This window comes from Rhodanobacter sp. C03 (assembly GCF_002001175.1).
In the GTDB taxonomy this organism is placed as follows: Bacteria; Pseudomonadota; Gammaproteobacteria; order Xanthomonadales; family Rhodanobacteraceae; genus Rhodanobacter.
The window spans coordinates 677,153-702,732 of record NZ_MUNT01000001.1; the positions used below are offsets into that span (position 1 = coordinate 677,153).

20 protein-coding genes are annotated in these 25,580 nt (G+C 65.1%); 7 read left to right on the top strand and 13 right to left on the bottom strand.

Annotated elements, in window-relative coordinates:
- Window positions 1-87 precede the first annotated feature (87 nt).
- Window positions 88-1,002 (top strand): UDP-3-O-acyl-N-acetylglucosamine deacetylase, encoded by a 915-nt coding sequence (gene lpxC, locus B0E48_RS02865; RefSeq protein ID WP_077515907.1) that lies wholly within the window; start codon window positions 88-90, stop codon window positions 1,000-1,002.
- Between the two features lie 228 nt (window positions 1,003-1,230).
- Here lpxC and B0E48_RS02870 read toward each other — a convergent pair whose 3' ends face one another.
- Complete coding sequence (locus B0E48_RS02870; RefSeq protein ID WP_077515908.1) at window positions 1,231-1,713, bottom strand: DciA family protein; 483 nt, start codon at window positions 1,711-1,713, stop codon at window positions 1,231-1,233.
- 27 nt (window positions 1,714-1,740) lie between these two features.
- Here B0E48_RS02870 and B0E48_RS02875 point away from each other — a divergent pair, with 27 nt between their 5' ends.
- On the top strand, window positions 1,741-2,670 hold the full coding sequence (locus B0E48_RS02875; RefSeq protein ID WP_077515909.1) for a M23 family metallopeptidase: 930 nt from the start codon (window positions 1,741-1,743) through the stop codon (window positions 2,668-2,670).
- Between the two features lie 199 nt (window positions 2,671-2,869).
- On the top strand, window positions 2,870-5,596 hold the full coding sequence (secA, locus tag B0E48_RS02880; RefSeq protein ID WP_077515910.1) for a preprotein translocase subunit SecA: 2,727 nt from the start codon (window positions 2,870-2,872) through the stop codon (window positions 5,594-5,596).
- A 69-nt stretch (window positions 5,597-5,665) separates the two neighbouring features.
- On the opposite strand, the gene B0E48_RS02885 is transcribed toward secA, so the two are convergent.
- The 9 genes from B0E48_RS02885 to B0E48_RS02925 all read right to left on the bottom strand — a co-directional run bounded on the left by B0E48_RS02885 (window position 5,666) and on the right by B0E48_RS02925 (window position 14,879).
- Window positions 5,666-6,517 carry a symmetrical bis(5'-nucleosyl)-tetraphosphatase gene (locus B0E48_RS02885; RefSeq protein ID WP_077515911.1) on the bottom strand — a complete coding sequence of 284 codons (852 nt, stop codon included), beginning with the start codon at window positions 6,515-6,517 and terminating at the stop codon, window positions 5,666-5,668.
- A 15-nt stretch (window positions 6,518-6,532) separates the two neighbouring features.
- The gene (apaG, locus tag B0E48_RS02890; RefSeq protein ID WP_077515912.1) at window positions 6,533-6,916 is read right to left on the bottom strand and encodes a Co2+/Mg2+ efflux protein ApaG; all 384 of its coding nucleotides are present in this window, start codon (window positions 6,914-6,916) and stop codon (window positions 6,533-6,535) included.
- Between the two features lie 71 nt (window positions 6,917-6,987).
- Complete coding sequence (gene rsmA, locus B0E48_RS02895) at window positions 6,988-7,776, bottom strand: 16S rRNA (adenine(1518)-N(6)/adenine(1519)-N(6))-dimethyltransferase RsmA (RefSeq protein WP_077515913.1); 789 nt, start codon at window positions 7,774-7,776, stop codon at window positions 6,988-6,990.
- Window positions 7,773-8,768: a 4-hydroxythreonine-4-phosphate dehydrogenase PdxA gene (gene pdxA / locus B0E48_RS02900; RefSeq protein ID WP_077515914.1), complete on the bottom strand. Its 996-nt coding sequence runs from the start codon at window positions 8,766-8,768 to the stop codon at window positions 7,773-7,775. The genes rsmA and pdxA overlap by 4 nt, the downstream gene beginning before the upstream one ends.
- 5 nt (window positions 8,769-8,773) lie before the next feature.
- Window positions 8,774-10,117 carry a peptidylprolyl isomerase gene (locus B0E48_RS02905; RefSeq protein WP_077515915.1) on the bottom strand — a complete coding sequence of 448 codons (1,344 nt, stop codon included), beginning with the start codon at window positions 10,115-10,117 and terminating at the stop codon, window positions 8,774-8,776.
- 25 nt (window positions 10,118-10,142) lie between these two features.
- A complete protein-coding gene (gene lptD, locus B0E48_RS02910; protein ID WP_139350131.1) occupies window positions 10,143-12,575 on the bottom strand; it encodes an LPS assembly protein LptD in 2,433 nt (810 codons plus the stop codon).
- A gap of 174 nt (window positions 12,576-12,749) precedes the next feature.
- Window positions 12,750-13,670, bottom strand: a complete 921-nt coding sequence (locus tag B0E48_RS02915) for a histone deacetylase family protein (RefSeq protein ID WP_217317824.1) — start codon at window positions 13,668-13,670, stop codon at window positions 12,750-12,752.
- Window positions 13,671-13,681: 11 nt separating this feature from the next.
- Entirely contained in the window at window positions 13,682-14,254 is a 573-nt protein-coding gene (locus B0E48_RS02920) for a cob(I)yrinic acid a,c-diamide adenosyltransferase (RefSeq protein WP_077515918.1), read from the bottom strand.
- 19 nt (window positions 14,255-14,273) lie between these two features.
- Window positions 14,274-14,879, bottom strand: a complete 606-nt coding sequence (locus tag B0E48_RS02925; RefSeq protein WP_077515919.1) for a hypothetical protein — start codon at window positions 14,877-14,879, stop codon at window positions 14,274-14,276.
- An 87-nt stretch (window positions 14,880-14,966) separates the two neighbouring features.
- On the opposite strand from B0E48_RS02925, the gene ubiH reads away from it, so the two are divergent.
- The 3 genes from ubiH to B0E48_RS02940 are packed head-to-tail and all read left to right on the top strand — an operon-like array spanning window position 14,967 to window position 18,256.
- Window positions 14,967-16,196: a 2-octaprenyl-6-methoxyphenyl hydroxylase gene (gene ubiH, locus B0E48_RS02930; protein ID WP_077515920.1), complete on the top strand. Its 1,230-nt coding sequence runs from the start codon at window positions 14,967-14,969 to the stop codon at window positions 16,194-16,196.
- Complete coding sequence (locus tag B0E48_RS02935) at window positions 16,193-17,404, top strand: UbiH/UbiF/VisC/COQ6 family ubiquinone biosynthesis hydroxylase (protein WP_077515921.1); 1,212 nt, start codon at window positions 16,193-16,195, stop codon at window positions 17,402-17,404. The genes ubiH and B0E48_RS02935 overlap by 4 nt, the downstream gene beginning before the upstream one ends.
- 57 nt (window positions 17,405-17,461) lie before the next feature.
- Window positions 17,462-18,256 (top strand): dienelactone hydrolase family protein, encoded by a 795-nt coding sequence (locus B0E48_RS02940; RefSeq protein WP_077515922.1) that lies wholly within the window; start codon window positions 17,462-17,464, stop codon window positions 18,254-18,256.
- A 108-nt stretch (window positions 18,257-18,364) separates the two neighbouring features.
- Here the strand turns inward: B0E48_RS02940 and B0E48_RS02945 are convergent, their stop codons facing one another.
- Window positions 18,365-19,831 carry a GTPase domain-containing protein gene (locus tag B0E48_RS02945; protein ID WP_077515923.1) on the bottom strand — a complete coding sequence of 489 codons (1,467 nt, stop codon included), beginning with the start codon at window positions 19,829-19,831 and terminating at the stop codon, window positions 18,365-18,367.
- Window positions 19,832-19,963: 132 nt separating this feature from the next.
- On the opposite strand from B0E48_RS02945, the gene B0E48_RS02950 reads away from it, so the two are divergent.
- Complete coding sequence (locus tag B0E48_RS02950) at window positions 19,964-23,596, top strand: hybrid sensor histidine kinase/response regulator (RefSeq protein WP_077515924.1); 3,633 nt, start codon at window positions 19,964-19,966, stop codon at window positions 23,594-23,596.
- A gap of 30 nt (window positions 23,597-23,626) precedes the next feature.
- Here B0E48_RS02950 and B0E48_RS02955 read toward each other — a convergent pair whose 3' ends face one another.
- Window positions 23,627-24,049 (bottom strand): DNA polymerase III subunit chi, encoded by a 423-nt coding sequence (locus B0E48_RS02955; RefSeq protein WP_077515925.1) that lies wholly within the window; start codon window positions 24,047-24,049, stop codon window positions 23,627-23,629.
- A gap of 20 nt (window positions 24,050-24,069) precedes the next feature.
- The gene (locus tag B0E48_RS02960; protein WP_077515926.1) at window positions 24,070-25,557 is read right to left on the bottom strand and encodes a leucyl aminopeptidase; all 1,488 of its coding nucleotides are present in this window, start codon (window positions 25,555-25,557) and stop codon (window positions 24,070-24,072) included.
- Between the last annotated feature and the right edge of the window lie 23 nt (window positions 25,558-25,580).

Below are 25,580 nucleotides of genomic sequence, written 5' to 3' on the forward strand. Positions count from 1 at the left end.
TGTACGGTGCGGTTTGCTTTATCACAGGTTAAAACTGTGTTAGGATCCGTCCCTGATTGGCTGCTGCCTCCACGGGTACCAACAAAAATGATCAAGCAGCGTACGCTCAAAAACATCATCCGGGCCACCGGCGTTGGTTTGCACACCGGTGACAAGGTGTACATGACGCTGCGACCGGCAGCGCCGAACACCGGCATCGTGTTTCGTCGAACCGACCTCAGTCCGCCGGTGGACATTCGTGCACGCCAGGACAATGTGGGCGATACCAGCTGGTCGACTACGCTGGTGAACGGCGAGGCGCGTGTTTCCACGGTCGAACATCTGCTCTCGGCGATGGCTGGTCTGGGTATCGACAATGCCTACGTCGACCTGTCGGCGCCGGAAGTGCCGATCATGGATGGCAGCGCCGGCCCCTTCGTGTTCCTGCTGCAATCCGCAGGCATCGAAGAGCAGAACGTGGCCAAGCGCTTCATCCGGATCAAGAAGCCGGTCAAGGTGCAGGAAGGCGACAAGTGGGCCAGCATCGAGCCATTCGAAGGCTTCAAGGTCGGCTTTTCGATCGAGTTCAACCATCCGATCATCTCCAAGCGCACCTCGCGCGCCGAGATCGACTTCTCCACCACCTCCTTCGTCAAGGAAGTGAGCCGCGCGCGTACCTTCGGCTTCATGCGCGATATCGAGATGATGCGTGAGCACAACCTCGCGTTGGGCGGTTCGATGGACAATGCCGTGGTGCTGGACGACTACCGCGTGCTGAACGAGGACGGCCTCCGCTACGAGGACGAGTTCGTCAAGCACAAGATTCTCGATGCGATCGGCGACTTGTACCTGCTCGGGCACAGCCTGATCGGCGCCTATCACGCGCACAAGTCCGGTCACGAACTCAACAACAAATTGCTGCGCACGCTGATGGCAGATGCCACGGCATGGGAAGAGGTCAGCTATCAGGACGATCCGGCCACCTCGCCGATCTCCTACGCGCATCCGGCGCAGGCGATCTGAGTCTGCCGCAGCCACCCTGCGCAAGTTCCCACTGAAACGGCTGTGTCGCGAGACACGGCCGTTTCACTTTTGTGAAATCAATCACATACGGACGAGTCCGCGGTAAGTCCTGACGACGGTTGTGGGTGTCAGCGAGCGGAAGAGCATGGTATAAACCCAAACTTCGCAATCCACTTGCGGCGGGCCTAGGGCCTGACCGCGTGCAACATTCGAGGCGATGCCGGACGCTCAAGGCGTTCCGTCGGCTCCGGAATCAGTGGTCTCGGCGAGGGACGCCAACTCCAGGAACAGCACCCGCAATTCGGGGTCTGTAAGTGATGCGGCAGCGGCCCGAAGATGGCTGGCTGCCGCAGGCGAAAGCGGTTTTGACCGATCCGGCTCGATGGTGGCCGGTGGTTGGGGGGCCACTTTCACGGTGACTGAACTGGCGCAGGTGCCGATGGCGCGTGCGGTGGCAAGGATCTGCGTCTGCATCAAACGCAGGCGCGATGCCCAGGCCGGTGAAGATGCCAGAAAGACGAGGCAGTCGTTGCGCAGGTCGGCGAATCTCACCTGCTCGCGCAGCGGCGATGGCAACGTTTGGCGCAGTGCACGATCCAGCGCTTCCAGCGCGCCGGCCTTTCTGGCCAGTGTCGCGAAGGAGCCGCATTCGACCAGGGACTTCGGTCCGTTGCCGATGCGGCGGGAAATGGCTGGAGCGACGCGCTGCATGGTGCCCGAATTCGATGTTGGAAAAACATGCAAATCATACTCGTATCACGTGCCAGAAAATTACCGAAGACTCTTGATCTGGCTGACCGGCGCCTGCGCTGGAAGCTGTTTTCGGCGCTGGCCGTGGCGGTGCTCGGTTGTGTCGGGCTCGGCGTGGCGTTGGCTTTGACGCTGGCCAGTCCGCGCGATCGGGCTTTGACGGAAATTCACGATCTGCAGCAGCAGATCAAGCAACAGAACACGCAGTTGGGCGGCGTGCGTCAGGATGCTCAGCGCGGCCTGGACGCGTTGGCGGTCAAGCTGGGTCAGCTACAGGCCCAGTCGACCCGGTTGAATGCGCTCGGCGAGCGGCTGGTTCAGGTCGGCAAGCTCGACGACGGCGAATTCAATTTCGACCAGTCGCCGGCGATCGGTGGCGTCGAGGATGTCAGTGGCAGCGCCTATGCGTTGCCGCCGGCGCTCGACAGCAGCATCAGTCAGCTGGCCAGTCAACTGGACACCCAGCAGGCGCAGTTGTCCGCGCTGCAGAGCCTGTTGCTGGATGCCAGGATCGAATCGAACCTGAAACCCACCGGGATGCCGGTGCCAGGCTATATCTCGTCGTATTTCGGCGTGCGTGCCGATCCGTTCGACGGCCGCTCGGCGCGGCATACCGGCATCGACATTGCGACCCCGCTCGGCACTCCCGTGCATGCCGTGGCCGAAGGCATGGTGACGTATGCCGGCGTGCGCAGCGGCTATGGCAATGTGGTCGAGATCGACCATGGCAATGGCTACATGACGCGTTACGCGCACAACAGTGCGCTGGACGTGCATCCCGGTCAGCACGTGCAGGTGGGCGACGTGATCTCCCAGGCCGGATCCACCGGCCGCTCGACCGGGTCGCATGTGCATTTCGAGGTCTGGTACGACGGTCGCGTGGTCAATCCGCTGGCATTCGTGCGCAATCACCGGTAGTCCGCGTGCTGCGGTCAGCTACCCTTGAATCCCGTCGGGCTCGGCGCCATTCACGTTGACTCGGTCCGGTGCGGCGATTGATTGCTGCACGGGCCGGCTGGAGGGGTGTCCTACCGGGCCTGCTCCAGCCGGCATGTAGTAATATGCCCGATTGGCCCGTGTCTGTTGCGGGCATCCTGTTTCCCTATCCGGAAGATCGATGTTCAATCGTGCCCTGACGAGCCTGTTCGGTAGCCGCAACGATCGCGTACTGCGCCAGCTTTCCCGTACCGTTATCCGTATCAACGCGCTGGAAGCCGAGTTCGAGAAACTCAGTGACGATGCCCTGCGTGGCAAGACGGCCGAGTTCAAGCAGCGGATTGCCGAAGGCGAGTCGCTGGACAAGCTGTTGCCGGAGGCGTTCGCGGTGGTGCGCGAGGCAGCCAAGCGCACGCTCGGCATGCGCCATTACGACGTGCAGATGATTGGTGGCATGGTGCTGCACTCCGGCAAGATTGCCGAGATGCGGACCGGCGAAGGCAAGACCCTGGTCGGCACGCTGCCGGTATACCTCAATGCGCTCGCCGGCAACGGCGTGCACGTGGTCACTGTCAACGACTACCTGGCCCGGCGCGATTCCGCGCAGATGGGCAAGCTGTACAGCTTCCTCGGCATGAACGTAGGCGTGGTCTATCCCGGCATGGATCATGCCGACAAACACGCGGCGTATGCTGCCGACATCACCTACGGCACCAACAACGAATTCGGTTTCGACTACCTGCGCGACAACATGGCGCTGAGCAAGGAGCAGCGCTACCAGCGCGGCCTGCACTATGCGATCGTCGACGAAGTCGACTCGATCCTGATCGACGAGGCGCGCACGCCGCTGATCATCTCCGGGCCGGCCGAGGATTCCCCGCAGCTGTATCTCGCGGTGAACAAGATCGTGCCGCAGATGGTCCGTCAAACCGAGGAAGACGGTAGCGGCGACTACTGGGTCGATGAGAAGCAAAAGCAGGTGCACCTGTCCGAGGCAGGCATGCAGCATGCCGATGAGCTGCTGCGCGCCGCTGGCGTGATCGAGCAGGACAGCGGTCTGTACGACTCGAAGAACCTGGCGGTGGTGCATCACCTCAATGCCGCGCTGCGCGCCAACGGCATCTACCAGCGCGACGTCGATTACATCGTGCGCGACGGCGAGGTGATCATCGTCGACGAATTCACCGGCCGCACCCTGCCGGGCCGCCGCTGGTCCGACGGTCTGCATCAGGCGGTCGAAGCGAAGGAAGGCGTGTCGATCCAGCGCGAGAACCAGACGCTGGCGACGGTGACGTTCCAGAACCTGTTCCGCATGTACAAGAAGCTGGCTGGCATGACCGGCACGGCCGACACCGAGGCGTTCGAGTTCCAGAGCATCTACGGCCTGGAGGTGGTGGTGATCCCCACCCACATGCCGATGATCCGCAAGGACAACTCGGACATGATCTTCCTCGCGCAGGATCCGAAGTACCGCTCGGTGATCGAGGACATCAAGGATTGCCACAAGCGCGGTCAGCCGGTACTGGTCGGTACCACCTCGATCGAGGTGTCCGAACTGCTGTCCGGGATGCTGAAAAAGGCCGGTGTGGCACACGAGGTCCTCAACGCCAAGCAGCACGAGCGCGAGGCGCACATCGTGGCGCAGGCCGGCGCACCTGGCCAGGTCACGATTGCCACCAACATGGCCGGTCGCGGTACCGATATCGTGCTTGGCGGCAGCTTGGACGCCGCCCTCGCGGCGTTGCCGGCAGACGCCAGCGAGATCGATCGCCAGCGCGCCAAGACCGAATGGAAGAAGCTGCACGAGCAGGTGCTGGCGGCCGGCGGCCTGCACATCATCGGCACCGAGCGGCACGAATCGCGGCGTATCGACAACCAGCTGCGTGGCCGTTCCGGCCGCCAGGGCGATCCCGGCTCTTCGCGGTTCTACCTGTCGCTGGAAGACAACTTGCTGCGCATCTTCGGCGGCGAGGGCCTGGTCCGCTGGATGAAGCGCTTCGGCATGAAGGACGACGACGCGCTGGAAGATCGCATGATCAGCCGGCAGATCGAGAAGGCCCAGCGCAAGGTCGAGCAGCACAACTTCGACATCCGCAAGCACCTGCTGGAATTCGACGACGTCGCCAACGACCAGCGCAAGGTGATCTATCGCCAGCGCGACGAGTTGCTCGAGGGCGACGATGTATCGGCCACCGTCGCCGACATCCGTGAGGATGTGGCGCAGTCAATGGTGCGCGCGCATGTGCCGGCCGAGAGTATCGACGAGCAGTGGGATCTGGCCGGCCTCGACCGCGAGCTGGAAGGTGCGTTCGGCCTGTCGCTCGACCTGAAGCACTGGGTCGAGCAGCAGCACGAGGTGGATGCCGAGAGAATCCTCGAGCATGTGCGTGGCGCTATCGACGAGCTGTTCCAGGCGAAGGAAGCGCAGATCGGCGCCGACACCATGCGCCAGCTCGAGAAGCACATCATGCTGACCGTGGTCGACAACGCTTGGAAGGACCATCTGTCCAACATGGACTACCTGCGCCAGGGCATCTACCTGGTCGGCTATGCGCAGCAGGATCCGAAGCAGGCGTTCAAGCGCGAGTCGTTCCGGTTGTTCTCCGAGATGCTCGACCGGATCAAGGCCGAGATCGTGCAGATGCTGGCGCGGATCCGCATTCGCAGCGAGGAGGAAGTCGCCGCGATGGAAGCCGAGCAGCAGCGCATGGCCGAGCGTCTGCAGAAACAGATGCTGGCGACCGGTGGCGGTGCGCCGCTGGATGCCTTCGGTGGCGCCGATCCCTTGCAGGGACAGGCGGGCGAGCCACGAGCGGCTCAGCAGGACGGCCCCAAGATCGGCCGCAACGACCCGTGCCCGTGCGGGTCGGGCAAGAAGTACAAGCACTGTCATGGCCAGTTGGCCTGAATCAGCGCCCAACCCATGAAAAACCCCGCTGCGGCGGGGTTTTTCATGGGTTGGGTTGGGCAATCGAAATCAGTCCGCGACGCCCGGCGGTCGTTTGCGGTGCGGCTCGGCGTTGACCGCGATGTACTGCGGTTCCTCACCGTCCAGCCGCAGCGCAGTGAGCTGACCGCCCCAGACGCAGCCCGTGTCGATCGCATGCACGCCGAGGCCGGCGAAGCGGCCGAGCGCCGACCAGTGGCCGCACACGATGCGGGTGTCGCGGCGGCGCATGCCGGGGACCTCGAACCACGGATACAGGCCGGGTTTTTGCGTGCCGGGAATATCCTTGGCCTCGAAGTCGATGCGGCCGTTGACGTCGCAGTAGCGCATCCGGGTCATCGTGTTGATCGTCGCGCGCTGACGATCCAGCCCCAGCAGGCGGCTGGACCACAACGCTGGCCGGTTGCCGAACAGGTTGCGCAGCAGGCGCGGATGGCGCGGACTGGACAGCTCGCGCTCGACGTCCTGCGCAGCACGCTGGGCCTGGCGCAGGGTCCACATCGGTGCCAGGCCCGCATGCACCATCGTCCAGTTCAGCTGTTCGTCGTGGTGCAGCAGTTTCTGCGAGCGCAGCCATTCGAACAGCACGGGCGCGTCATCGGCGAACAGCACCTCGCGCAGTTCGGGATTCACCCGCGCCTGCGCATCCGGGCGCCGTTCGGCGATCGCCAGCAGGCTCAGGTCGTGGTTGCCGAGCGTGACCACGCAATGCTCGCGCAGGCCGTGGATCAGTCGCAGGGTCTCCAGTGACTGCCCGCCGCGGTTGACCAGGTCGCCGCAGAACCACAGCTGGTCCTGGGCCGGATCGAAGCGCAGCTTGTCCAGCAGACGTTGCAGTTCGGGGTAACAGCCTTGCACGTCGCCGATCGCATACGTGGCCATCTCAGAGCAGGGCCATCAGTGCAGCGTACGCGGGATGGACAGGGTGAAGGTCGGGATCGGCGCATCGAACTGCGTGCCGTCATCGGCGAGCATCTGATAGCTGCCGCCCATGGTGCCTACCGAGGTCTCCAGCACGGCGCCCGAGGTGTACTTGAAATCGTCACCAGGGCGCATCCACGGTTGCTCGCCGACCACGCCGTCGCCGCGCACTTCCTCCACCTTGCCGTTGGCATCGGTGATCAGCCAGTGGCGGGTGAGCAGGCGTGCCGGCATGTTGCCGGCATTGCGCAGGGTGATGGTGTAGGCGAAAACGTAGCGATTGTCACCGGGCTTCGATTGATCGGGGACGAAACGGGTTTCGACCTGCACGTCGATCGTGTAGGAAGATTTTTCAGTCATGCTCCGATTGTAAGGCCTGCCGCTTGGAATGGGGTGGCGCGGCCGCAATCGATAGTGAACATGCGTGGGACTCAGAAGTTGCCGTAGACCTTGGCCAGGCGTACGAAGTCGGCCGGGGCGAGCGTTTCCGCGCGGGCCTTGGGGTCGACGTCGGCACGGCGGATCGCATCGGCGTCCATCAGCTGCCTGAGTGCGTTGGCGAGTGTCTTGCGCCGTTGCCCGAACGCTGCCTTGACCACCGCATAAACGTGTTCGGGTCGGGCGTCATGCAGCTCGTCAGCCGATAGCGGCATCAGCCGCACCACCGCGGACTCGACTTTCGGCGGCGGCCGGAACGCCTCCGGCGGCACGTCGAACAGCGGTTCGACCCGGCACGCCAGCTGCAGCATCACGGACAGCCGTCCATACACCTTGCTGCCCGGTTCGGCTGCCATCCGGTCGACCACTTCCTTCTGCAGCATGAAGTGCATGTCCTGGATCGCCGCGGCGTGTTCGACGCAGTGGAACAGGATCGGACTGGAGATGTAATAGGGCAGGTTGCCAGCGATGCGCAGTCGTTCCACGCCGTGACTGTGTGCCAGGGCGGTGAAGTTCACCTTCAGTACGTCGGCGTGGATGATGTGCAGTTCGCCGGCGGCCGCGGCGCGCGCCTGCAGGCCGGGGATCAGGTCAGTATCGAGCTCGATCGCGGTGAGCTTGTGGGCTGCCGCCAGCAACGGCAGCGTCAGTGCACCTTCGCCGGGGCCGATCTCAACCACGAAATCCTCGACCTTCGGCGCGATCGCGCTGACGATGCGCTCGATGTAACGCCGGTCGTGCAGGAAGTGCTGGCCGAAGCTTTTCTTGGGGCGGGCATTCATGTGGCTGATTTCCTGCGTTCGACCAGGTCCATCGCCATCCGTACGGCAGCGATCAGGCTGGCTGGATCGGCCCGGCCGCTGCCGGCCAGGTCCAGCGCGGTGCCGTGATCGACCGAGGTGCGGATGAACGGCAGGCCGAGGGTGAGATTGACGGTGCGGTCGAACGCTTCGCTTTTCAGCACCGGTAGCGCCTGATCGTGATACATCGCCAGCACCGCGTCATAGTGACCGCGCTGTGCCGGCACGAAGGCGGTGTCGGCCGGTAGCGGCCCAAGCAGGTGCATGCCTTCGTCGCGCAATGCGTTCAGCACAGGGATCAGGGTGTCGACTTCCTCGTGGCCGAGATGACCGCTTTCACCAGCGTGCGGATTCAGGCCCAGCACGGCAATGCGTGGTTCGGCGATACCAAACTTGTGACGCAACTCTGCATGCACGATGCGCAGCGTGCGGGTCAGTGATTCGCGGGTAATTGCCGCCGATACCGCCGCCAGCGGCAGGTGGGTGGTCGCCAGTGCCACCCGCAACTCCGGGCTGGCCAGCATCATCACCACGTCGGCGTGAGTGCGCTCGGCAAAAAATTCGGTGTGTCCGCTGAAGCGGATGCCGGCGTCGTTGATCGAGGACTTCTGCAGCGGTGCGGTGACCACGGCGTCGTAGCGATTCGCCATGCAGCCATCGGCCGCCTCAGCCAGCGTGGCCAGCACGTGTCCGGCGTTGCGCGGGTCCGGTTGACCGGGAACCTCGGCAATCGCCAGCGGCACATGGTGCAGGCGCAGCGTGCCGGAGCGGCGTTGCCACTGCGTGCTGCCATCGTCGTCGATCAGTTCGATGCGGGCGCCGCAGCGTGCGGCGGCGCGTTCCAGAAGGTCGCGATCGGTGATCGCCACGAGGTCGGCCGCCAGTGGACTGGCGGCCAGACGGATCAGCAGTTCCGCACCGATCCCGGCCGGCTCACCGGCAGTGACCGCGAGCCGGGGGAGATGCGTGCCCAAGCGACTTACGGCGATGTGCCAGTGGCGGCCTGGCTGCCGGTCTCGCGCAGCTCGGGCACCAGGATGTTGATGTAGGCGTTCGCGCGCAGGTCGCGCAGGTAGTCGTCGTAGGCCTGATCGGCCTTGCGGTTGCCGATCGCCGCGCGTGCCTGGTCGCGCTGGAGCTGCACGGTCTGGTCACTCTGGCGCGTGCCGAGGCGCTGCAGGATGTGCCAGCCCACCTCGCTCTGGAACGGCGGCGAGACCTGGTTGTCCTTCAGGCCGTCCAGCTGCTTGGCGATGATCGAGCCCCACGTGTCCTGCGCAAACCAACCCATGTCACCGCCGACGTTGGCGGTGGTGTCGTCCTTGGAGTATTCCTTCGCCAGCGCGGCGAAGTCCTCATGCTTGTTGACGATGCGGCTGTACAGATCCTGCGCCTGCTGCTCGGCCTGCGCCGGGGTCACCAGTTCGCTCGGCTTGATCAGGATCTGCCGGGCATGGAACTCGGTGACCATCTGCTTGCTGGGCTGGCGCTGGTCGACCAGCTTGAGGATATGGAAACCGGTCGGGCCGCGCAGGGCCGCGCTGACATCGCCGGGTTTCATCGACTCGATCGTGTCGGCGAACGCCGGCGGAATCTCGTCCATCCGCCGCCAGCCGAGGTCGCCACCATCCAGTGCATCGGGGGCATCGGAATAGCGGATCGCTGCGGCATTGAAATCCATGCCGCCCTTGATCGCGGCGAGCGCCTGCTCGGCCTTGGCCTGACTGGCCTGGATCGCCGCGGCGTCGGCACCCCCGGGAATGCTGATCTGGATATGCGCCAGATGCACCTCACCGGCCTTGTAGGTCGGGCTGTTCAGCAGGTTGTCGATCTCGCTGTCGGTGACCGAGACCGAGTCGTGCACCACGCTCTGGTGCAGACGCTGCACGGTGATCTGATCGGCCAGCTGCTCCTGGAATGCCGCAAAACTGTCGCCGGACCGCTCCACCTCGGCGCGCAGCTGCTCAGGAGTGAGCTTGTTCTGCTGGGCCACGCTGGCAACCGCCTGGCTGACGTCATCGTTGGAGATATGGACGCCCTGATCGGATGCTTTCTGCAGCTGCAACCGCATCAGCACCAGCCGATCGAGTACCTGTTGCTGCAGCACGTTCATCGGCGGCAGCTGCCCGGGCTGGCTGGCGTATTGCTGCTGGATCGAACGCACGGCGCTGTCCAGCTCGCTCTGCAGGATCACGTCATCGTTGACGACGGCTACGATGCGATCCAGCGGCTGGCCGGCCGGTGCGGCTGGGGTCAGCAACTGGGCATGAACAGGGAATATGATCGCGAGTGCGATCAGGAGAAATGCAATGGGTTGCTTCATCAGTGAAAACCGGTGACTGCTGCGATTATTGATAGCCGAGAATATCACGGCGTAACAGGGAGTCGATCTGGCCGCCCGATGAGCCGAGCCCCTTGAAGACCACCTCGAACATGATGGCATTGTCGCGAAGATTGATATTGCTGCCGGCGGGAAGCGGGGCAAGTCCGTAATACCCCTGATTCACGTAGCTGCGGTCAACCAGCCGCAGGGTGACGCAACAGCTGTCGTATTCCACGCCCGCCATGGCATCGATGGTGCCGGTCGGTGCCTCGATCATGTTCTTGATGGCGACCGAATACGTCCAGGCTCCGAGCAGGCGCCAGCGTTCGGACAGGGGATAGACCGCCGAGGCGCTGTATTGTTCCATCAGGCCACGGCGATAGTGGTACGAGAAGTTGACGATGCCGTCATTGCCCAACCGGTGCTGCAGTTCCAGCGATGCCATGTCGGTGACCCGACTGTTCGGGCTCCACTGGTATTCGCTGCTGAGGCGCCAACGATCGCTGAGCTGCAGATTGAGCTGGGCCACGTAATCCGAGCCGGACCAGTCGGTGAAGGGAGTGACCGTGTTCGGTCCGCTGGGCAGTTGCACCCGCTGCGGCGTGAAATAGCGAATCTGTCCGAAACTTGCCGACAGGCGCTCGACGCCATCGTCATCCAGCAGACGGGTGGTGATCGCGCCAGTGAGGTTGTTGGCGTTCATCTGGCGATCCGCACCGGAGAACTGATTCGGCGAGAACAGCTGCCAGTAGTCGAACGACATCAGGCTGGTGTCGAACAGCGGCAGATTGTTCTGGTTGCGGTAAGGCACATACAGGTAGTACAGCCGCGGCTCCAGGGTCTGCGTGAAACTCTGGCCGAACAGCGAGGTGCTGCGATCGAACACCAGCCCGCTGTCGAGGCTGACGACCGGCAGCGAACGGCTGGGCGACTGCTGCGTGAACGGCGACGCCGTGCCACTGCCGAGCAGCCCGTAGTAACCATAGTCCTGGTAGCCGCCGGTCAGTTGATAGGCGGTGTAGCGGTAGGCCAGTTTCGGCCGCACGAACCACGCCGCTGTGCCGAAATCGGCGGCGAGATAGGGATAGAGATCCGCCCGTTGGCCCTCGACGTAGCCGTTCTTGCGGAACGCCACCGCACCGTCGTCCATGCCGAACTGCAGCCAATGCGTCAGCGGCACATTCATGCTGAAGTTTGCGTAGGGCAGTTGCTGGTAGGGCAGTGAGGAGTCGGTCGCGAACGGGTTGGTGTTCTGGTAGAGCGTGCCGCCGAACGACGCATTCCACCATTTGCCGCCACCAATGATCGCGGCATTGCTGGCCAGGGCATAGATCACGGTATGCGACAGCGCGTTGCCATAGTCGTAGAGATAGCTGCTATCCGACGCATGGTTGTACGAGCCGACGAAGGTCCAGCCCGTCCACAGCGCTGTGCGATCTGTATAGCTGACCAGGTAGCGGGAGGTGCCCTGGGTGTTGGCCAGGCCGTCACTCTCGCCGTGGTCGTTCGGTACGTATTCCGCGTTGAGCTGGCCGCTGCTGCCCGGCAAGAGATAACGGAACTCGCCAGCCAGCATCGGCCCACGTGAGGTATAGATGCGTGGGTCCAGAGTGGCGTCGTAGTTCGGTGCCAGATTCAGGTAGTACGGCGTGCTGATCTCGAAGCCGGAGCGGCTGCTTCGGCTGAAGGTCGGGTACAGGAAGCCGCTCTTGCGCCGGTGGTCGATCGGGAAGCTGAAATACGGCAGGTACAGGAACGGCACCTTGCCGATCCGCATGGTGGCATTACGCGCCACCCCGACGCCGGTGTCCTTGTTGAGGGTGATCGTCTTGCCGCGGAACTCCCACACATGGTTGCCGAGGTCGCAGGTGGAATAGGTGGCCATCGAGTAGCGGGTGTGCTGGGCATCCAGCATCTGTCCCTGCTTGGCCACGCCGTTGCCGCGTGTATCCAGCAGCTGATAGCGCACGTCGTCCGCGATGCCGCGGCTGGCATCGCTATTGCCACGCATATGGGTGCCCGCCATCAGCTGGCCGGCTTCCTGGTAACGGACGTTGCCGCGGGCGTCGTAGTCGGTGGTGTCGTCGTTGTAGTCGATCGTATCGGCCTGCAACCGCTGGTCGGCGCGGGTCAGCCAGGCATCGCCAACCAGGTGGTAGATCGTCTGGCTGGAACTGTTCACCGACTTTGCCCTGACATATGCCGGGCTGATATCGCGCAGGTCGGAATCCGTGCTCAGGGTAGGGTCGTAGAACTCCAGCATGGCGTTGGGCCGGCACATCGCGTAGTTGTACGGCCGCGGCGTGCAGTGGAATGAGCCCAGCGGGCAGACCTGTTCCGACCCATCCAGCGAGGTCTTGGGACGGTTCTGACTACCCTTGGCATCGGCTTGGCCACCGATCAGGGCAAGGGCGGCGGCAACCGCCAACAGGCGGCGTGGAGGAAACTTGGACATCACGATGGAAGTCTGCCGGCTTTGAAGGCTCGTTAAGCTAGCAGAAAGACCCCGCAGACGGCAGGCAAACCTTTATCCGGGCCATGCGAGGATTCAGCATGAGTGGGCAGAAGTTGAGCAGGGTCGACGCCGAATGGGGTGTCGAGCTGACCCCGAAGCGAGCGCACTTCGCGTGGTTTAGACCATGAGCGCACTGACGTGCGCATTGGTACAGGCGGACAGCGCGACGAGGTCGTAGCCGCCCTCCAGGGTGGAAACCAGCCGGCCGCCGGCGTGCGTGCTGGCCAGTGCCACCAGCCGCTCGGTGATCCAGGCGTAGTCTTCCTGGCCCAGCCGGATATCCGACAGAGGATCGTTGCGGTGTGCATCGAAGCCAGCCGAGACCAGCACCAGCTGCGGCTTGAACGCGTGCAGCCGCGGCAGCAGCACGCTGTCCCACAGTTCGCGGAACTCGTGCGAGCCGGCGCCTGGCGACAGCGTGCCATTGACAATGTTGCCGACGCCGTGTTCGTCCTCGCGCCCGCTGTCCGGATATAACGGCGACTGGTGGCTGGAAACGAACAGCACACGCGGTTCGCGCTCGAAGATGTCCTGCGTGCCGTTGCCGTGGTGCACGTCGAAGTCGGCGATCGCGACCCGTTTCAGGCCATGCGTGCCCAGTGCGTGCATGGCGGCTACCGCGATGTTGTTGAACAGGCAGAAACCCATCGCCTGTTCGCGGGTGGCGTGATGACCAGGCGGGCGCACCGCACAGAATGCGCGCAGGGCCGCGCCGGACAGCACGGCATCAACCGCGGCCACCGTGGCGCCGGCGGCGCGCAGGGCGGCCTCGACCGAGCCGGATGACATTACGGTGTCTTCGTCCAGTCGATACGTACCACCTTCCGGCGGGGCGCTGGCCAAGATGTGGTCGACGTGGGCGGTGCTGTGCACCTGTAGCAGCTGCTCACGCGTGGCACGCGGCGCCTCGATCCGGTCGAGCGCGGCATAGCGGTCGTGATCCAGTGCCTGCAGCACCGCGCGCAGCCGCGCCGGGCGCTCGGCATGATCCGGGCCGGGATCGTGCTGCAGACAGGCGGGATGGGTGTACAGCCGCAGCATGCGGCGGCTTATCCGGCAGCTTGGGGCTTGCGGCGGCGCTCATGCTGCCACAGCACTTCGCCATGACCGCTGGCGCGCGCCAGCACGCGCGCGATCACGAACAGCAGGTCGGACAGCCGGTTGAGATAGCGCTGCGGCTGGCTGCGGATGTCCTCCACTCGTGCCAGCGCAATCACTTCGCGCTCGGCACGACGGCACACGGTGCGCGCCAGATGGCAACAGGCAGCGGCCATGCCGCCACCGGGCAGGATGAAATCCTTCAACGGCGGCAACGGGTCGTTGAAGCCGTCCAGCACTTGTTCAAGCCGATCGATGTCAGCGTCTTCGATCATGGCCATGCCAGGGATGCACAACTCGCCACCGAGATCGAAAAGCGCGTGTTGCACCTGGCCAAGCACGTCGGCTACCGCGGGGCTCACACCATCCGCCGCGAGCACCATGCCGATCGTGCTGTTGAGTTCGTCCACCGTGCCGTAGGCGGCCACGCGCAGCGAATCCTTGGCTACCCGCGAACCGTCGCCGAGGCCGGTGCTGCCGTCGTCGCCGGTGCGCGTGTAAATTTTCGAGAGACGGTTACCCATGGCGATTCGGCGCGCTGGCTCAGCGTGGCAGCGTCGGCTGGTCAGCCTGCTTCACGGCGCGCGCGACCTGGATGACCAGCACGTGCACGACGGCACCGAGGCCGACATACAAGGCCGTGGTCTGCAGGAACGGCAGGTACCAGTCGCCCAGATTGGCGAACCATGCGGCAAAGCTGCGCGGCAGCGGCACGCTGTTGCTGAGCCAGTAGAAGCTGCCGTTGGAAACCAGGTAGCACGCGGCCCAGCTGGCCGCCAGCGCGACGACGGCCATACCCAGCGTCTGCAGGCGCAGGCCGACCTGGTGCTTCGCCAGCCAGCTGCCACCCAGCCACAGGCTGAAATACGAGGGAATCAGGAACCAGTAGGCCACCGAGACGCAGTAGTGGCTCCAGAAATTGATGCCCTGGCTGTTGATCACCAGATAGTCGATCAGCACCGCTTCGGCCATCAGCAACGGGAACGCCCAGCGACCGGCGCCGCGCAGCCAGAAGCCGGCGAGGAAGAAGATCGCCCACGACGCATCTTCTATGTTGTGGTGGAGCAGGGACAGGTGGATGCGGGTAGCCGCCATCACCACGGCGAGTGCCAGCAAGATGCCGAGGCGTTGGGTCAGTGTCTTGACCATGAGGGGCTCCATATGGGCGTCTGAACAGACCGCTAGTCTAGCCCAATGCACTGCAACGCAGGCAGCCTCTACGCGTATCATCGGCGCATGAATGTGCCCGCATCCCCGACCTTGAACGAATCCAGTGTCCTGATCGTCGGTGGCGGCCTGGTCGGCGCCAGTCTGGCGATCGCGCTGGATGCGGCCGGCATCGCTGCCACCCTGGTCGAAACCGCCGCGCCGCGCGCCGATGCCCAGCCCAGTTACGACGAACGCAACCTGGCGCTGGCCCGCGCCACCGTCAACGGGCTCGATGCGATCGGCGTGTGGCGGCATGCCGCCGCGCAAGCCACCCCGATCCGACATATCCGCGTCAGCCGCGCCGGCGAATTCGGCAGCGCGCGCATCGATGCGGACAAGCAGGGTGTCGACGCGCTGGGCTGGACGCTGCCCGCACGCGAACTCGGCGCGGCGCTGTTGCGCCGGCTCGACGAATGTACCCGGCTGACCCGACTGGCGCCCGCCATGCTGGCCGCACTGGAGCCGCTGGCCGACGGCTGGCGCGCGCAGATCAACACACCCGATGGCATGCGCAGCCTCGACACGCCGCTGCTGGTCGGTGCCGACGGTACCGGCTCGTTCGTGCGCACGCAGCTCGGCATCGAGGCCGAGCGCCACGATTACCAGCAGACGCTGTTCGTCTGCACGATCACCCCGGAACGCGATCACGCGAACCGCGCCTTCGAACGCTTTGCCGATGACGGCCCGGTCGCGCTGCTGCCGCTGGCCGAACGCCGCTGCGGGCTGGTGCTTACCGTGGCGGCCGATGAAGCGGACGCGGTGGCCGCGCTCGACGATGCGGGCTTCATCGAACTGGCGCAGCGGCGTTTCGGCTGGCGGCTGGGTCGACTGAGCCGGCCCGGCGAACGCCATCCGTACACGATCCACCGCGTGGCCGCCGCGCAGTTGACCGGCCCGCGCGCGGTGCTGGTCGGCAATGCCGCGCAGACCGTGCATCCGATCGGCGCGCAAGGCTTCAATCTCGGCCTGCGCGATGCATTGACCCTGGCCGAGCTGATGGCGGCTGCTTCCGATCCGGGTGCTGCCGATCTGCTGGAACGCTATGCCGCACGCCGTGCGCCGGATCGCGAGGGCACCATGGCGATGAGTCACGGCCTGGTGCGGCTGGCCTGCCTGCCGCAGCCGTTGCTGGCGCCGTTGCGCTCGCTGGCTTTGCTGGCCTGCGATCGCCTGCCGCCGTTGCAACGCGCACTGGCGCGGCGCGGCATGGGTTTTCGCGGTGAGCCGCCGCACGCCGTGCTGGAGCGGTTGCCATGAGCCCAGCGGTACCCGAGGCTTCGAGCCGCCGCCGTGCGCCGACACTGGATGTCGCCGTAGTCGGTGGCGGCATGGTCGGCGCTGCCGCCGCACTGGCGCTGGCACGTGCCGGCTTCAGCACCGCCCTGCTGGAGGTGCGTGCGCCGACGGCATGGAGCGTGAGCGACGAAGTGGATCTGCGGGTGGTCGGCCTGGCACCGTCATCACTGGCCTTGCTGGATGATCTGGGCGTCTGGACGTCCATTCGCGCTGCCCGTGCCGGCCCGTATGCACACATGCATGTATGGGACGCCGAGAGCGGCGATGCAATCGATTTCGATGCAGCCAGCGAAGGGCGAGACCTGCTCGGCTACATCGTCGAGAACAACCTGGTGCAGTGGACGTTGTGGCGGGCGCTCGAGGCAGCCGGCGTGCGTCGCCTGTGCCCGGCCGAGGTGAAGGGTTTCGAGGCGCGCGATGATCGCATCCAACTGGAACTGGCGGACGGTGAGACACTGACTGCCAGCCTGCTGGTGGCTGCCGATGGTGCCGCTTCGCCGCTGCGCCAGCTGGCCGGCATCGGCACGCGCGGTCGCGATTACGCGCAGCGTGCGGTGGTGGCGCATGTGGCCACCGAGCGGTCGCACGAGAACACTGCCTGGCAACGGTTCCTGCCGAGCGGGCCACTGGCCTTGCTGCCGCTGGCCGATGGCCGCAGTTCGCTGGTGTGGTCGCTGCCCGAAGCCGAAGCCCAACGCGTACTGGCGCTGGATGAGCAGGCTTTCCTCGACGAACTTGGCATCGCCAGCGATTTTCGGCTGGGCCGGATCGTCGACAGCACAAAGCGCGCGGCGTTTCCGTTGAAGCTGCAGCTGGCCGAACGCTATCAGGCCGAACGCTTCGTGTTGCTGGGCGATGCCGCGCATGCGGTGCATCCGCTGGCCGGGCAGGGCGTCAACCTGGGCTTGCGCGACGTGGCCGAGCTGCGTGACACGCTGGTTGCCGCACGCGTTGCCGGTCGCGATATTGGTGCCACGCATGTGCTGCGTCGTTACGCACGACGCCGGCGCAGCGCCGACACGCTCGATGCGCTGGGCTTCGATGCGCTGTCGCGGATCTATGCGTGGCAGTCGCCGGCGCTGGTCGCCGCACGTGGACTCGGCGTACGTGTGCTCGATCATCTGTCGCCGCTGAAACGGCGCATCTCGGAGCACGCGGCCGGGCTTTAGTTATGCTGCTCACCTGCGCACCGGTGAGCGAACCTTTCATCCACCGGAGGATTCATCATGCGCATTGCCCGACTTGGCTGTCTGCTGTTGCTGGCGGGTGCCAGCTTCGCCGCACAGGCGAAGATGATCCACCGGCCGGTCGAATGGACGCTGGATGGCACACGTTTCCACAGCGTGCTGGTCTACGACGACGCGACCAGCGCGAAGCGGCCCGGCCTGGTGATGGTGCCGAACTGGTACGGCATCAACGATGCGGCCGTGCAGAAGGCCGAGATGATCGCCGGCAAGGATTACGTGATCCTGCTCACCGATATGTACGGCGCCAGCGTGCGACCGCAGCAGGGCAATGCCGAGCAGGCGCAGGCGGCAGTGAAGCCGCTGTACGGCGATCGCGCACTGATGCGCAAGCGGATCAACGAGGCGCTGACCCAGTTGAAGGCGCAGGCTGCCAGCGCACCGATCGACGCCGGCAAACTTGGTGCGATCGGCTTCTGCTTTGGCGGTTCTGCGGTGCTGGATCTGGCGCGCAGCGGGGCGGACATTGCCGCGGTGGTGTCGTTCCATGGCGGTCTGACCACCGATGATCCGGCGCTGGCGAAGCACATCAAGGCCCGCGTGCTGGCGATGAACGGCGCCGACGACAAGGGCACCATGCCCGACGCGGACAAGTTCATGGACGAGATGCGCACCAGCCCGGCGGATTGGCAGTTCGTGGTGATCGGCCATGCGGTGCATTGCTTCACCGAGGTCGGCGAGAACTCAGCCGGCTGTCGTTATGACGAACGTGCTGCTGCACGCAGTTACCGGTTGATGCATGACTGGCTGCGCGCAGCATTTGCCGGTACGCCGTAAGGTTTTGTAGCGTACCTTGCGCGCGATGGCTCTTCATCACGTCACAAAGCATCGCGCAGAAGGTGCTCCTACGAGCCAGGTGTGGCCGTCCTGCTGGCTTGAAGCAGGTCAATTCGTGCGGTCACGCTCGCGCACCGATTCCATCGTCAGCGTGGCGAGCTGGCGCAGCCGCGTGCTGCCGGTATCGGCGAGCAGTTCCTTCAGGCGCGCGCCAGCATCGTGTTGGTCCAGTGTGTGGCGCTCGGCCAGCGAGGCGGCCAGTGCGCGGCCCATCGAGTCGAAGATCAGTGCGTAGGCGAACGCGTGCAGCACGCCGCCGCCGAGCGTGCCGAGGCCGGGGAATGCCTTCAGCGCATTGCCGGCGACGGCCAGCACGATCGAGCTGCCGGTGCGCAGGGTGAGTCTGGCCTGCTGCACGAAGTCTTCGATCTGTACTTCACTGACTTTCACGCCGTACACCTCGGCGAGGGCGCGGGTGAGGCCGGCGGCTAGCACGCCCTGGATCACCAGATCGCTGCCTGGTGCGATCGCGGCAAGTGCGCCGACGATCGCGCGGCGGGTGTATTTGCGCACAATGCGTTGCGCCTCGTCGTCGCGGGCCCGGGCTTCCAGCGTGCCGGTGCGCTCGTGCAGGCCAGCCAGCACGGCATGTTCGCGCAGATCCTCCAGTCCTTCAGCACCGGGTCTGGTGAGCCGGTCGAGTGCCTGCAGCAGCGGTTCGATCGCAGGCTTGCGCTGGCGTTCGACCCACTCGGTACCGCCGTCGGCAAGTTCGCGTTGATAACGTTCGCTGCCACCGGCGCTGATGGCCACGACGCTGCTGGCGATACCGCGCGACTGCTGGCGCAGGTGACCCAGCAACTGTTCGCGCTCAACCGACGTCCACTGGTCGGCCTTGTTCAGCACCAGCAGCAGCGGCTTGCCGAAGCTGGCGAGCCAACGCAGTTCGTCGGCCTGCCCGCGGTTGAGGTCGCCGGCGCACAGGTAGATCACGGCATGCGCGCGCAAGCCTTCGTCGCGGGCCAGTGTTTCGTGCGCCTCGCCGCCGGTCTCGCGGCTACCGGGCACATCCGCGATCACCAGTGCGCGGCCATCCGGCAATGCGCTGTCGTAGTGACCGACTTCACGGGTGGTACCGCCGCGCGCGTCGCTGGCGACATTCGCATGGGGCGCCAACGCATGGATCAGGCTGGACTTGCCGGTGGAGATTTCACCGAACAGCGCGATATAGATACGGGCGCTGGCGCGGCGGCGATCGAGTTCACCGAGCTCCGAGGCGAGCGCGCCGGTATCCGCGCCACGTGCGCGCAGCTGGCCGATGCGCTGTTCCAGGTTGCCGCGATCAGGCACCGGCAGCAGGCGCCTCCTGCGGCGCGGGCGCAGCAACCACCACAGCACCATCAGGGCTGCCGCCGCGAACAGTGCCAGCACGCTGCCCAGGATCCACTGCAGCAAGGTCGGCAGCGCCAGGAACCGTTGTGCCAGCGCCAGCGCACGCTCGGCGGCGGCAAGCAGCAGCCACAACAGGGCGGCTACAGCCAGTGCGGTGAACAGCAAGCGCAGGCGACGAGACATGCCGGCAAGTGTAGCGGCTGTGTCTTCAGGCTCGCCGTAGGCAGATGGATTTGGCATCATCGGGTGAACGGGCCGGAATCGGCCTCGATTCCGGTAGGCCGCCGCGCCTGATCGGGGGCATCAAGGGGATTCATGAAAGCGGCTTTTCTGCTGGGGATGCTCGTCTTGCTGGGTGCATTGGCGCCCGCCATGTCGACACCTGTGCTTCCGGCATCGGCTTCAGCCGTCGCCTCGCTGCCTGCGTCAGCAGCCGGTCCGTTGCCGACCCCGCAGTTCCGGCGTTACAGCACAGCTGATGGCCTGCCAAGCACCAATGTGTACGCGGTGGTGGAGGATCGCGATGGTGCGATCTGGTTCGGAACCAAGGGCGGCCTCGCGCGTTTCGATGGCGTCGACTTCGAGGTGTTTCGCCATGTCGAGAACGATCCGGGTTCGTTGTACAACAACGGCATTGCCACGCTGCAGATCGACCGACAGGGTCGCCTGTGGGCCGCTGGCCTGAATGCGGGACTGAATCGTTACGACGCGACTACCGGCAAATTTCTGCACTGGGGCCATGATCCGGCTGTCTCGGCCAGCCTTGCCAGCGATCGTGTATGGGCGGTCGCACAGACCGCCGATGGCAGTCTGTGGGTTGGCAGTGCGGGTGGGCTTGACCGCATGCGAGCTGACGGGCGTGGCTTCGAACACGTGGTCAATCCATTGCTGGGTATGCAGCCCGCGGATTTCGGTACGGTCGCGGGGCTGTATGTCGATCCGCAGCAGCGGCTGTGGATCGGCAGCGACCATGGCGTGTTCGTGCGCGATGTCGATGGGCAGATCCGGCAGGTGCTGTCGGACGACCCCCAACGGATTATGGATGTGTGGCGCATCGACGGCGAGGGTGACGAGGTACGCATTGCGACCACCGATGGCTTGATGATCGTCGGCAAGGACGGCGTAGCCCATCGTTTCGCCGCATCGGTGATTCCTGCCACCGACGTAATGAGCAGTGCGCGCGACAACGCCGGTCGCCTGTGGGTCGGCACCAAGAAAGGGTTGTTCCTGCAGGCGCAGGCGGGCGGTCCGACGACCGCGATGAGCGATCGACCGGTGCTCTACGGCAACTTGCCGGGTACCTGGGTGTGGCAACTGATGGTCGATCGCGAGGGCGGTTTGTGGGCGGCCATGTACGATGGCGGGGTGGCCTATCTGGCCCCTGGCTGGAGCCGGTTCAGTCGGTTCACCCATATTCCCGACGACCCGACCAGCCTGCGTGATTCGATTGCCACCACGATGGCGCGTGGCAAGGATGGCCGTCATGTCTGGGTCGGTGAGCGCGATGGCCGGATTGACCGGCTCGATCCGGTGACGGGCCAGATCGAGCATGTGCTGTCCGGCCTGCGTGGCGATGTGGTTGGCATGACCGAGGACGCCAGGCAGCGCTTGTGGGTGGCGGTGCACGGGGCGTTGTATCGCGTCGCGGACGGCAACGCCGAGCAGGTCGATCCGGATAACAAGCGGATGGAGCGTCCGCTGGAGGTCGAGCCGGGTCCGGACGGCCAGATGTATGTGCGCACATTCGGCCAGGGTGTGTTCCGCATCGATCCGGAAACGCTGGCGCTGACCCCGGTGCCGCTGGATGGGCCGAGCGACAAGGTGCTGTGGGGCAGCCAGATGACACTGCGGGATGGCGTCTTCTGGTATGCCAGTGATGGCGGCATGATGCGGCTGAACGCGGCGCGTGATCGCTTCGAGATGGTGCCCGGGGCGCCGGCCGGGCAATCCGTTGACGCGTTCGATTTCAGCAAGGATGGCGTGTGGATGGCCAATGCCGACAAGCTCGCGTTCTATCGTTTTCGTGGGAAGGGTTTGGTGCTGGATCGTCAAATTGACGCGGCACACGGCTGGCCCTCGGTCAACGTGACGGATCTGCGGGTGGATACGATCGGTCGCGTGTGGATCTTCGGTCATGATGGCCTGTGGTATTTCGATCCGCGCAGCGGGCGGTTCCGCTCGTTCGGTCTGCAAGATGGCCTGACCAATGGCGAGTTCTCGCGCGGTTACGCCTACATGCCTAGCGGCTATATCTATGCCGCTACCCTGGGTGGCGTGGCAGCCTTCGACCCGGATTGGGTGAGTCCACAGGCCGACGAGCCGCAGTTGTCGATCACCCGGGTCAGTGTGCGCCACCACGGCGTGACGCAGATCTTGCCGATTGGCGAGAAGCCCCTGGAGATCGGCTGGCAGGACAGCCAGCTCGAGGTCGAGGCGCGGGTGTTCTCCTATGTCAATCCAGCGGCGAATCATTACCGGTTTCGGCTGAGCGGTTTCGACAGCGGCTGGGTCGACACGGGCGATCGCGGTGAGCGCGATTTCAGCGGGCTCGGTGCCGGCGACTACACACTGGACGTGATGGCCTCCGGCGCGCGGGGTACGTGGACGCATCGCGCCACGCAGCTGCGCATGCATGTGCAGGCGCCGCCGTGGACGCGCTGGTGGGCGTGGCTGATTTATGCCGTGCTGGTGGCACTGCTGGCATGGCTGCTGCTGCTGGCGTGGCGTCGTCGGCTGGCGCATCGGCACCAGATCCAGCTGGCCGAACAGCGCCGCAGTCTGGCCGAGCAAGCCAGTGCGGCGAAAACCCAGTTCCTTGCCACACTCAGCCACGAGATCCGCACACCGATGACCGGCGTGCTTGGTATGGCCGAGCTGCTGCAGAGCACGCCACTCAATCCGCAGCAGCACGACTACACCGAGGCCATGCAACGCTCGGGCAGCATGCTGCTGAAACTGCTCAACGATGCGTTGGATCTGGCGCGCATCGAGGCCGGCAAGCTGGAGCTGGAGCTGGCACCGTTCGATCCGCGTCAGCTGGTGAAGGACGTGGCCCAGCTGGAGCGCGGCCTGGCGCAGTCCAGGCATGTCCGCTTCGAGCTGGACATCGCCGACGATCTGCCGGCGCTGGTGATCGGCGATGCGGTGAGGATCAAGCAGGTGTTGTTGAACCTGGCGAACAATGCGTTGAAGTTCACCGAACGCGGTAGCGTGACCTTGCGCGCACAGCGCTTGGCCGGTGACTTGCGCTTCAGTATCAGCGATACCGGTCCGGGCATTTCCGAGGCCAGCCAGACACGACTGTTCCAGCGCTTCGAGCAGGAGGATGGCCCGCAACGGCGCGCCGGCAGCGGGCTGGGGTTGGCAATCTGCCGCGAACTGGTGAGCATGATGGGCGGCAGTATCGAGCTGCAGTCGCAACTGGGGCACGGCAGTACGTTTCATGTTCGTCTGCCGCTGGCCGAGCCTGCGCAACTGCTGCCGACGCCATCGCAGGATACGCATGCGGGTCGTCACTATCGCTTGCTGCTGGTGGAGGACGACACGATCGTGGCGGCGGTCATCGGCGGCCTGCTTGCACAGCAGGGGCATGTGGTGGTGCATGTCATCCATGGACTGGCCGCCCTGGCCGAATTGGCACAGGCACGCTTCGATGCTGTGCTGCTGGATCTGGACTTGCCTGGTGTGGACGGCTTCCAGATTGCCCGGTTGATCCGTCAGCGCGAGCCGGCCACAGCGCACATGCCGATCATCGCGGTGACCGCGCGCTCGGGGAGTCAGGATGAGACGCGCGCGCGCGCCGCGGGCATGGACGGTTTTCTGCGCAAGCCGCTCACCGGTGAGCAGCTGGCTGCTGCGCTGGCGCAGGTCGTGGTGGCGCTGTCGGCGCCTGTGGCCTGTGGGAGCGACTTCAGTCGCGATGCTCTACCACAGACCCATCGCGACTGAAGTCGCTCCCACAAAAAACCGGGCCTGAGCCTACATATCGTTCTTGTGCAGTTCGAAACCGCGTTGCTGGTATTCGCGCCAGCGGGTGCGTGAGCCGTCGCGCTCGGCCGGATCCGCGGCGACCACTTCCAGCACGCGCCGGCACTGGCCACCTGGGCAGGTCTCGCGCAGGTTGATCACCAGCGGGCGGTCGTCGCTGTCGATGCCCGGCGGAACGATCAGTACCGCGGTCTGTGCGTCGTCGTCGTCGCCGGCCAGCTGGTGCGGAATCAGGGTGTCCTCGTCGAACGCCCACAACAGTTCATCGAGCGCTTCGGCCTGGGCGTAATCGCGGGTCAGGATCAGCGTCGGCTGTTGTGCCGCAAACGCCTTCTTCGCCAGTTCGCACACCAGCAGCAACGGCTGCTCGCGAAAACGCGGCTTGTCGATCAGGTAGAAGTCGGCACGGGGCATCGATGGTCGGTTCCGGTTGCTCAGCCCGCGCGATCCAGCAGCCACTGCGTCAGCAACGCAACCGGGCGGCCAGTGGCCAGACCCTTGCGGCCTTCATCCCAGGCGGTACCGGCGATGTCCAGATGCGCCCAGCGCTGGCCGTCGGTGAAGCGCGACAGGAAGCAGGCGGCGGTGATCGCGCCGGCGCTCTTGCCACCGATGTTGGCAACGTCAGCGAAACCGGAATCGAGTTGCGTCTGGTAGTCGTCCCACAGCGGCAGGCGCCAGGCACGATCGAGCGTCTCCTCGCCGGCGGCAAGCAGTTCGGCGGCGAGGTCGTCGTGCTTGCTCATCAGGCCGGTGGCGTGCTTGCCGAGGGCGATCACGCAGGCACCGGTGAGCGTGGCAGCGTCGATCAGGGTGTGTGGCTGGAACGTCTGCGCGGTGTAGGTGAGCGCGTCGCACAGGATCAGGCGACCTTCGGCATCGGTGTTCAACACCTCAATGGTCAATCCGGACAAGCTGGTCAGCACATCGCTGGGACGGTAGCTGTCGCCGTCGGGCATGTTCTCCACGCTCGGCACCACGCATACCAGGTTGAGCTTGAGGCCCATCGTCACGGCGGCGACAAACGCGCCGAGCACACCGGCCGCGCCGCCCATGTCGAACTTCATCTCCTCCATGCCCGCGCCCGGCTTCAGGCTGATGCCGCCGGAGTCGAACGTGACGCCCTTGCCGACAAACGCATACGGCTTGTCGCCGTCGTTGCCGCCCTTGTATTCCAGCACGATCAGCCGGGGCTTGTTGACCGAGCCGCGGCCTACCGCCAGCAGCGAGCCGAAGCCGAGCTTGTCCATCTCGACCTCGTCGAGCACGCTGCAGCTGACCTTGTCCTTGCCTTCCGCAAACGCCTGCGCCTGCCCGGCGATATAGGCCGGGGTGCAGATGTTCGGTGGCAGGTTGGCCAGATCGCGGGCGAAGCGCACGCCTGCGGCGATCGCACGTGCCTGCTCGAGGCCGGCGTGCGCGTCGTCGCCAGCAGCGAACGTGAGCGTGCCGAGTTCCGCCTGCTTGCTCTTGTCGCGTGGCTTGAACGTGGCGGTGTAGCGGTAGGCGGCGTGATCGCTCGCCAGCGCAGCGATGCGCACGCGCCAGGCACTGTCGCGCCCGGGAACGTCGACTTCGGTCAGATACGACACCGCGTCGCTGATCGGCAGCTTGCCTACGGCACGTGCCGCTTCGATGGTGACCTTCTGGAAACGTGCTGCGTCGAACGATTTCTGTGCACCCAGTCCGACCACCAGCACGCGTTTCGCGGTGACGCCGGACGGTGCGAACAGCAACGTGGTACTGCCGGCCTTGCCACTGATGTCGCCACTCTCCACCTGGCGCTTGATCAGACCGTCGGTGGCGCTGTCGACCCGGGCGGCGGCGCTGGTCAGCACACCGTGTTCGTAGACGCCGACCAGCACGCAGGAGGCATCAACGGTTTCGGGAGCGGCGGTGCCGAGGCTGAACTGGAGTGTCATCGGGATGGTTCCTGCATGAGCCC

Excerpts from the sequence above, each read along its gene's own strand:
- B0E48_RS02905 (WP_077515915.1), bottom strand. The coding sequence starts at position 10,117 with ATGAAGCAACCCATTGCATTTCTCCTGATCGCACTCGCGATCATATTC.
- B0E48_RS02945 (WP_077515923.1), bottom strand. The coding sequence starts at position 19,831 with ATGTCTCGTCGCCTGCGCTTGCTGTTCACCGCACTGGCTGTAGCCGCC.
- apaG (WP_077515912.1), bottom strand. The coding sequence starts at position 6,916 with ATGACTGAAAAATCTTCCTACACGATCGACGTGCAGGTCGAAACCCGT.
- B0E48_RS02950 (WP_077515924.1), top strand. The coding sequence starts at position 19,964 with ATGAAAGCGGCTTTTCTGCTGGGGATGCTCGTCTTGCTGGGTGCATTG.
- lpxC (WP_077515907.1), top strand. The coding sequence starts at position 88 with ATGATCAAGCAGCGTACGCTCAAAAACATCATCCGGGCCACCGGCGTT.
- B0E48_RS02960 (WP_077515926.1), bottom strand. The coding sequence starts at position 25,557 with ATGACACTCCAGTTCAGCCTCGGCACCGCCGCTCCCGAAACCGTTGAT.
- B0E48_RS02955 (WP_077515925.1), bottom strand. The coding sequence starts at position 24,049 with ATGCCCCGTGCCGACTTCTACCTGATCGACAAGCCGCGTTTTCGCGAG.
- B0E48_RS02940 (WP_077515922.1), top strand. The coding sequence starts at position 17,462 with ATGCGCATTGCCCGACTTGGCTGTCTGCTGTTGCTGGCGGGTGCCAGC.
- B0E48_RS02870 (WP_077515908.1), bottom strand. The coding sequence starts at position 1,713 with ATGCAGCGCGTCGCTCCAGCCATTTCCCGCCGCATCGGCAACGGACCG.
- B0E48_RS02925 (WP_077515919.1), bottom strand. The coding sequence starts at position 14,879 with ATGGTCAAGACACTGACCCAACGCCTCGGCATCTTGCTGGCACTCGCC.
- B0E48_RS02920 (WP_077515918.1), bottom strand. The coding sequence starts at position 14,254 with ATGGGTAACCGTCTCTCGAAAATTTACACGCGCACCGGCGACGACGGC.
- secA (WP_077515910.1), top strand. The coding sequence starts at position 2,870 with ATGTTCAATCGTGCCCTGACGAGCCTGTTCGGTAGCCGCAACGATCGC.
- B0E48_RS02885 (WP_077515911.1), bottom strand. The coding sequence starts at position 6,517 with ATGGCCACGTATGCGATCGGCGACGTGCAAGGCTGTTACCCCGAACTG.
- B0E48_RS02935 (WP_077515921.1), top strand. The coding sequence starts at position 16,193 with ATGAGCCCAGCGGTACCCGAGGCTTCGAGCCGCCGCCGTGCGCCGACA.
- ubiH (WP_077515920.1), top strand. The coding sequence starts at position 14,967 with ATGAATGTGCCCGCATCCCCGACCTTGAACGAATCCAGTGTCCTGATC.
- rsmA (WP_077515913.1), bottom strand. The coding sequence starts at position 7,776 with ATGAATGCCCGCCCCAAGAAAAGCTTCGGCCAGCACTTCCTGCACGAC.
- B0E48_RS02875 (WP_077515909.1), top strand. The coding sequence starts at position 1,741 with ATGCAAATCATACTCGTATCACGTGCCAGAAAATTACCGAAGACTCTT.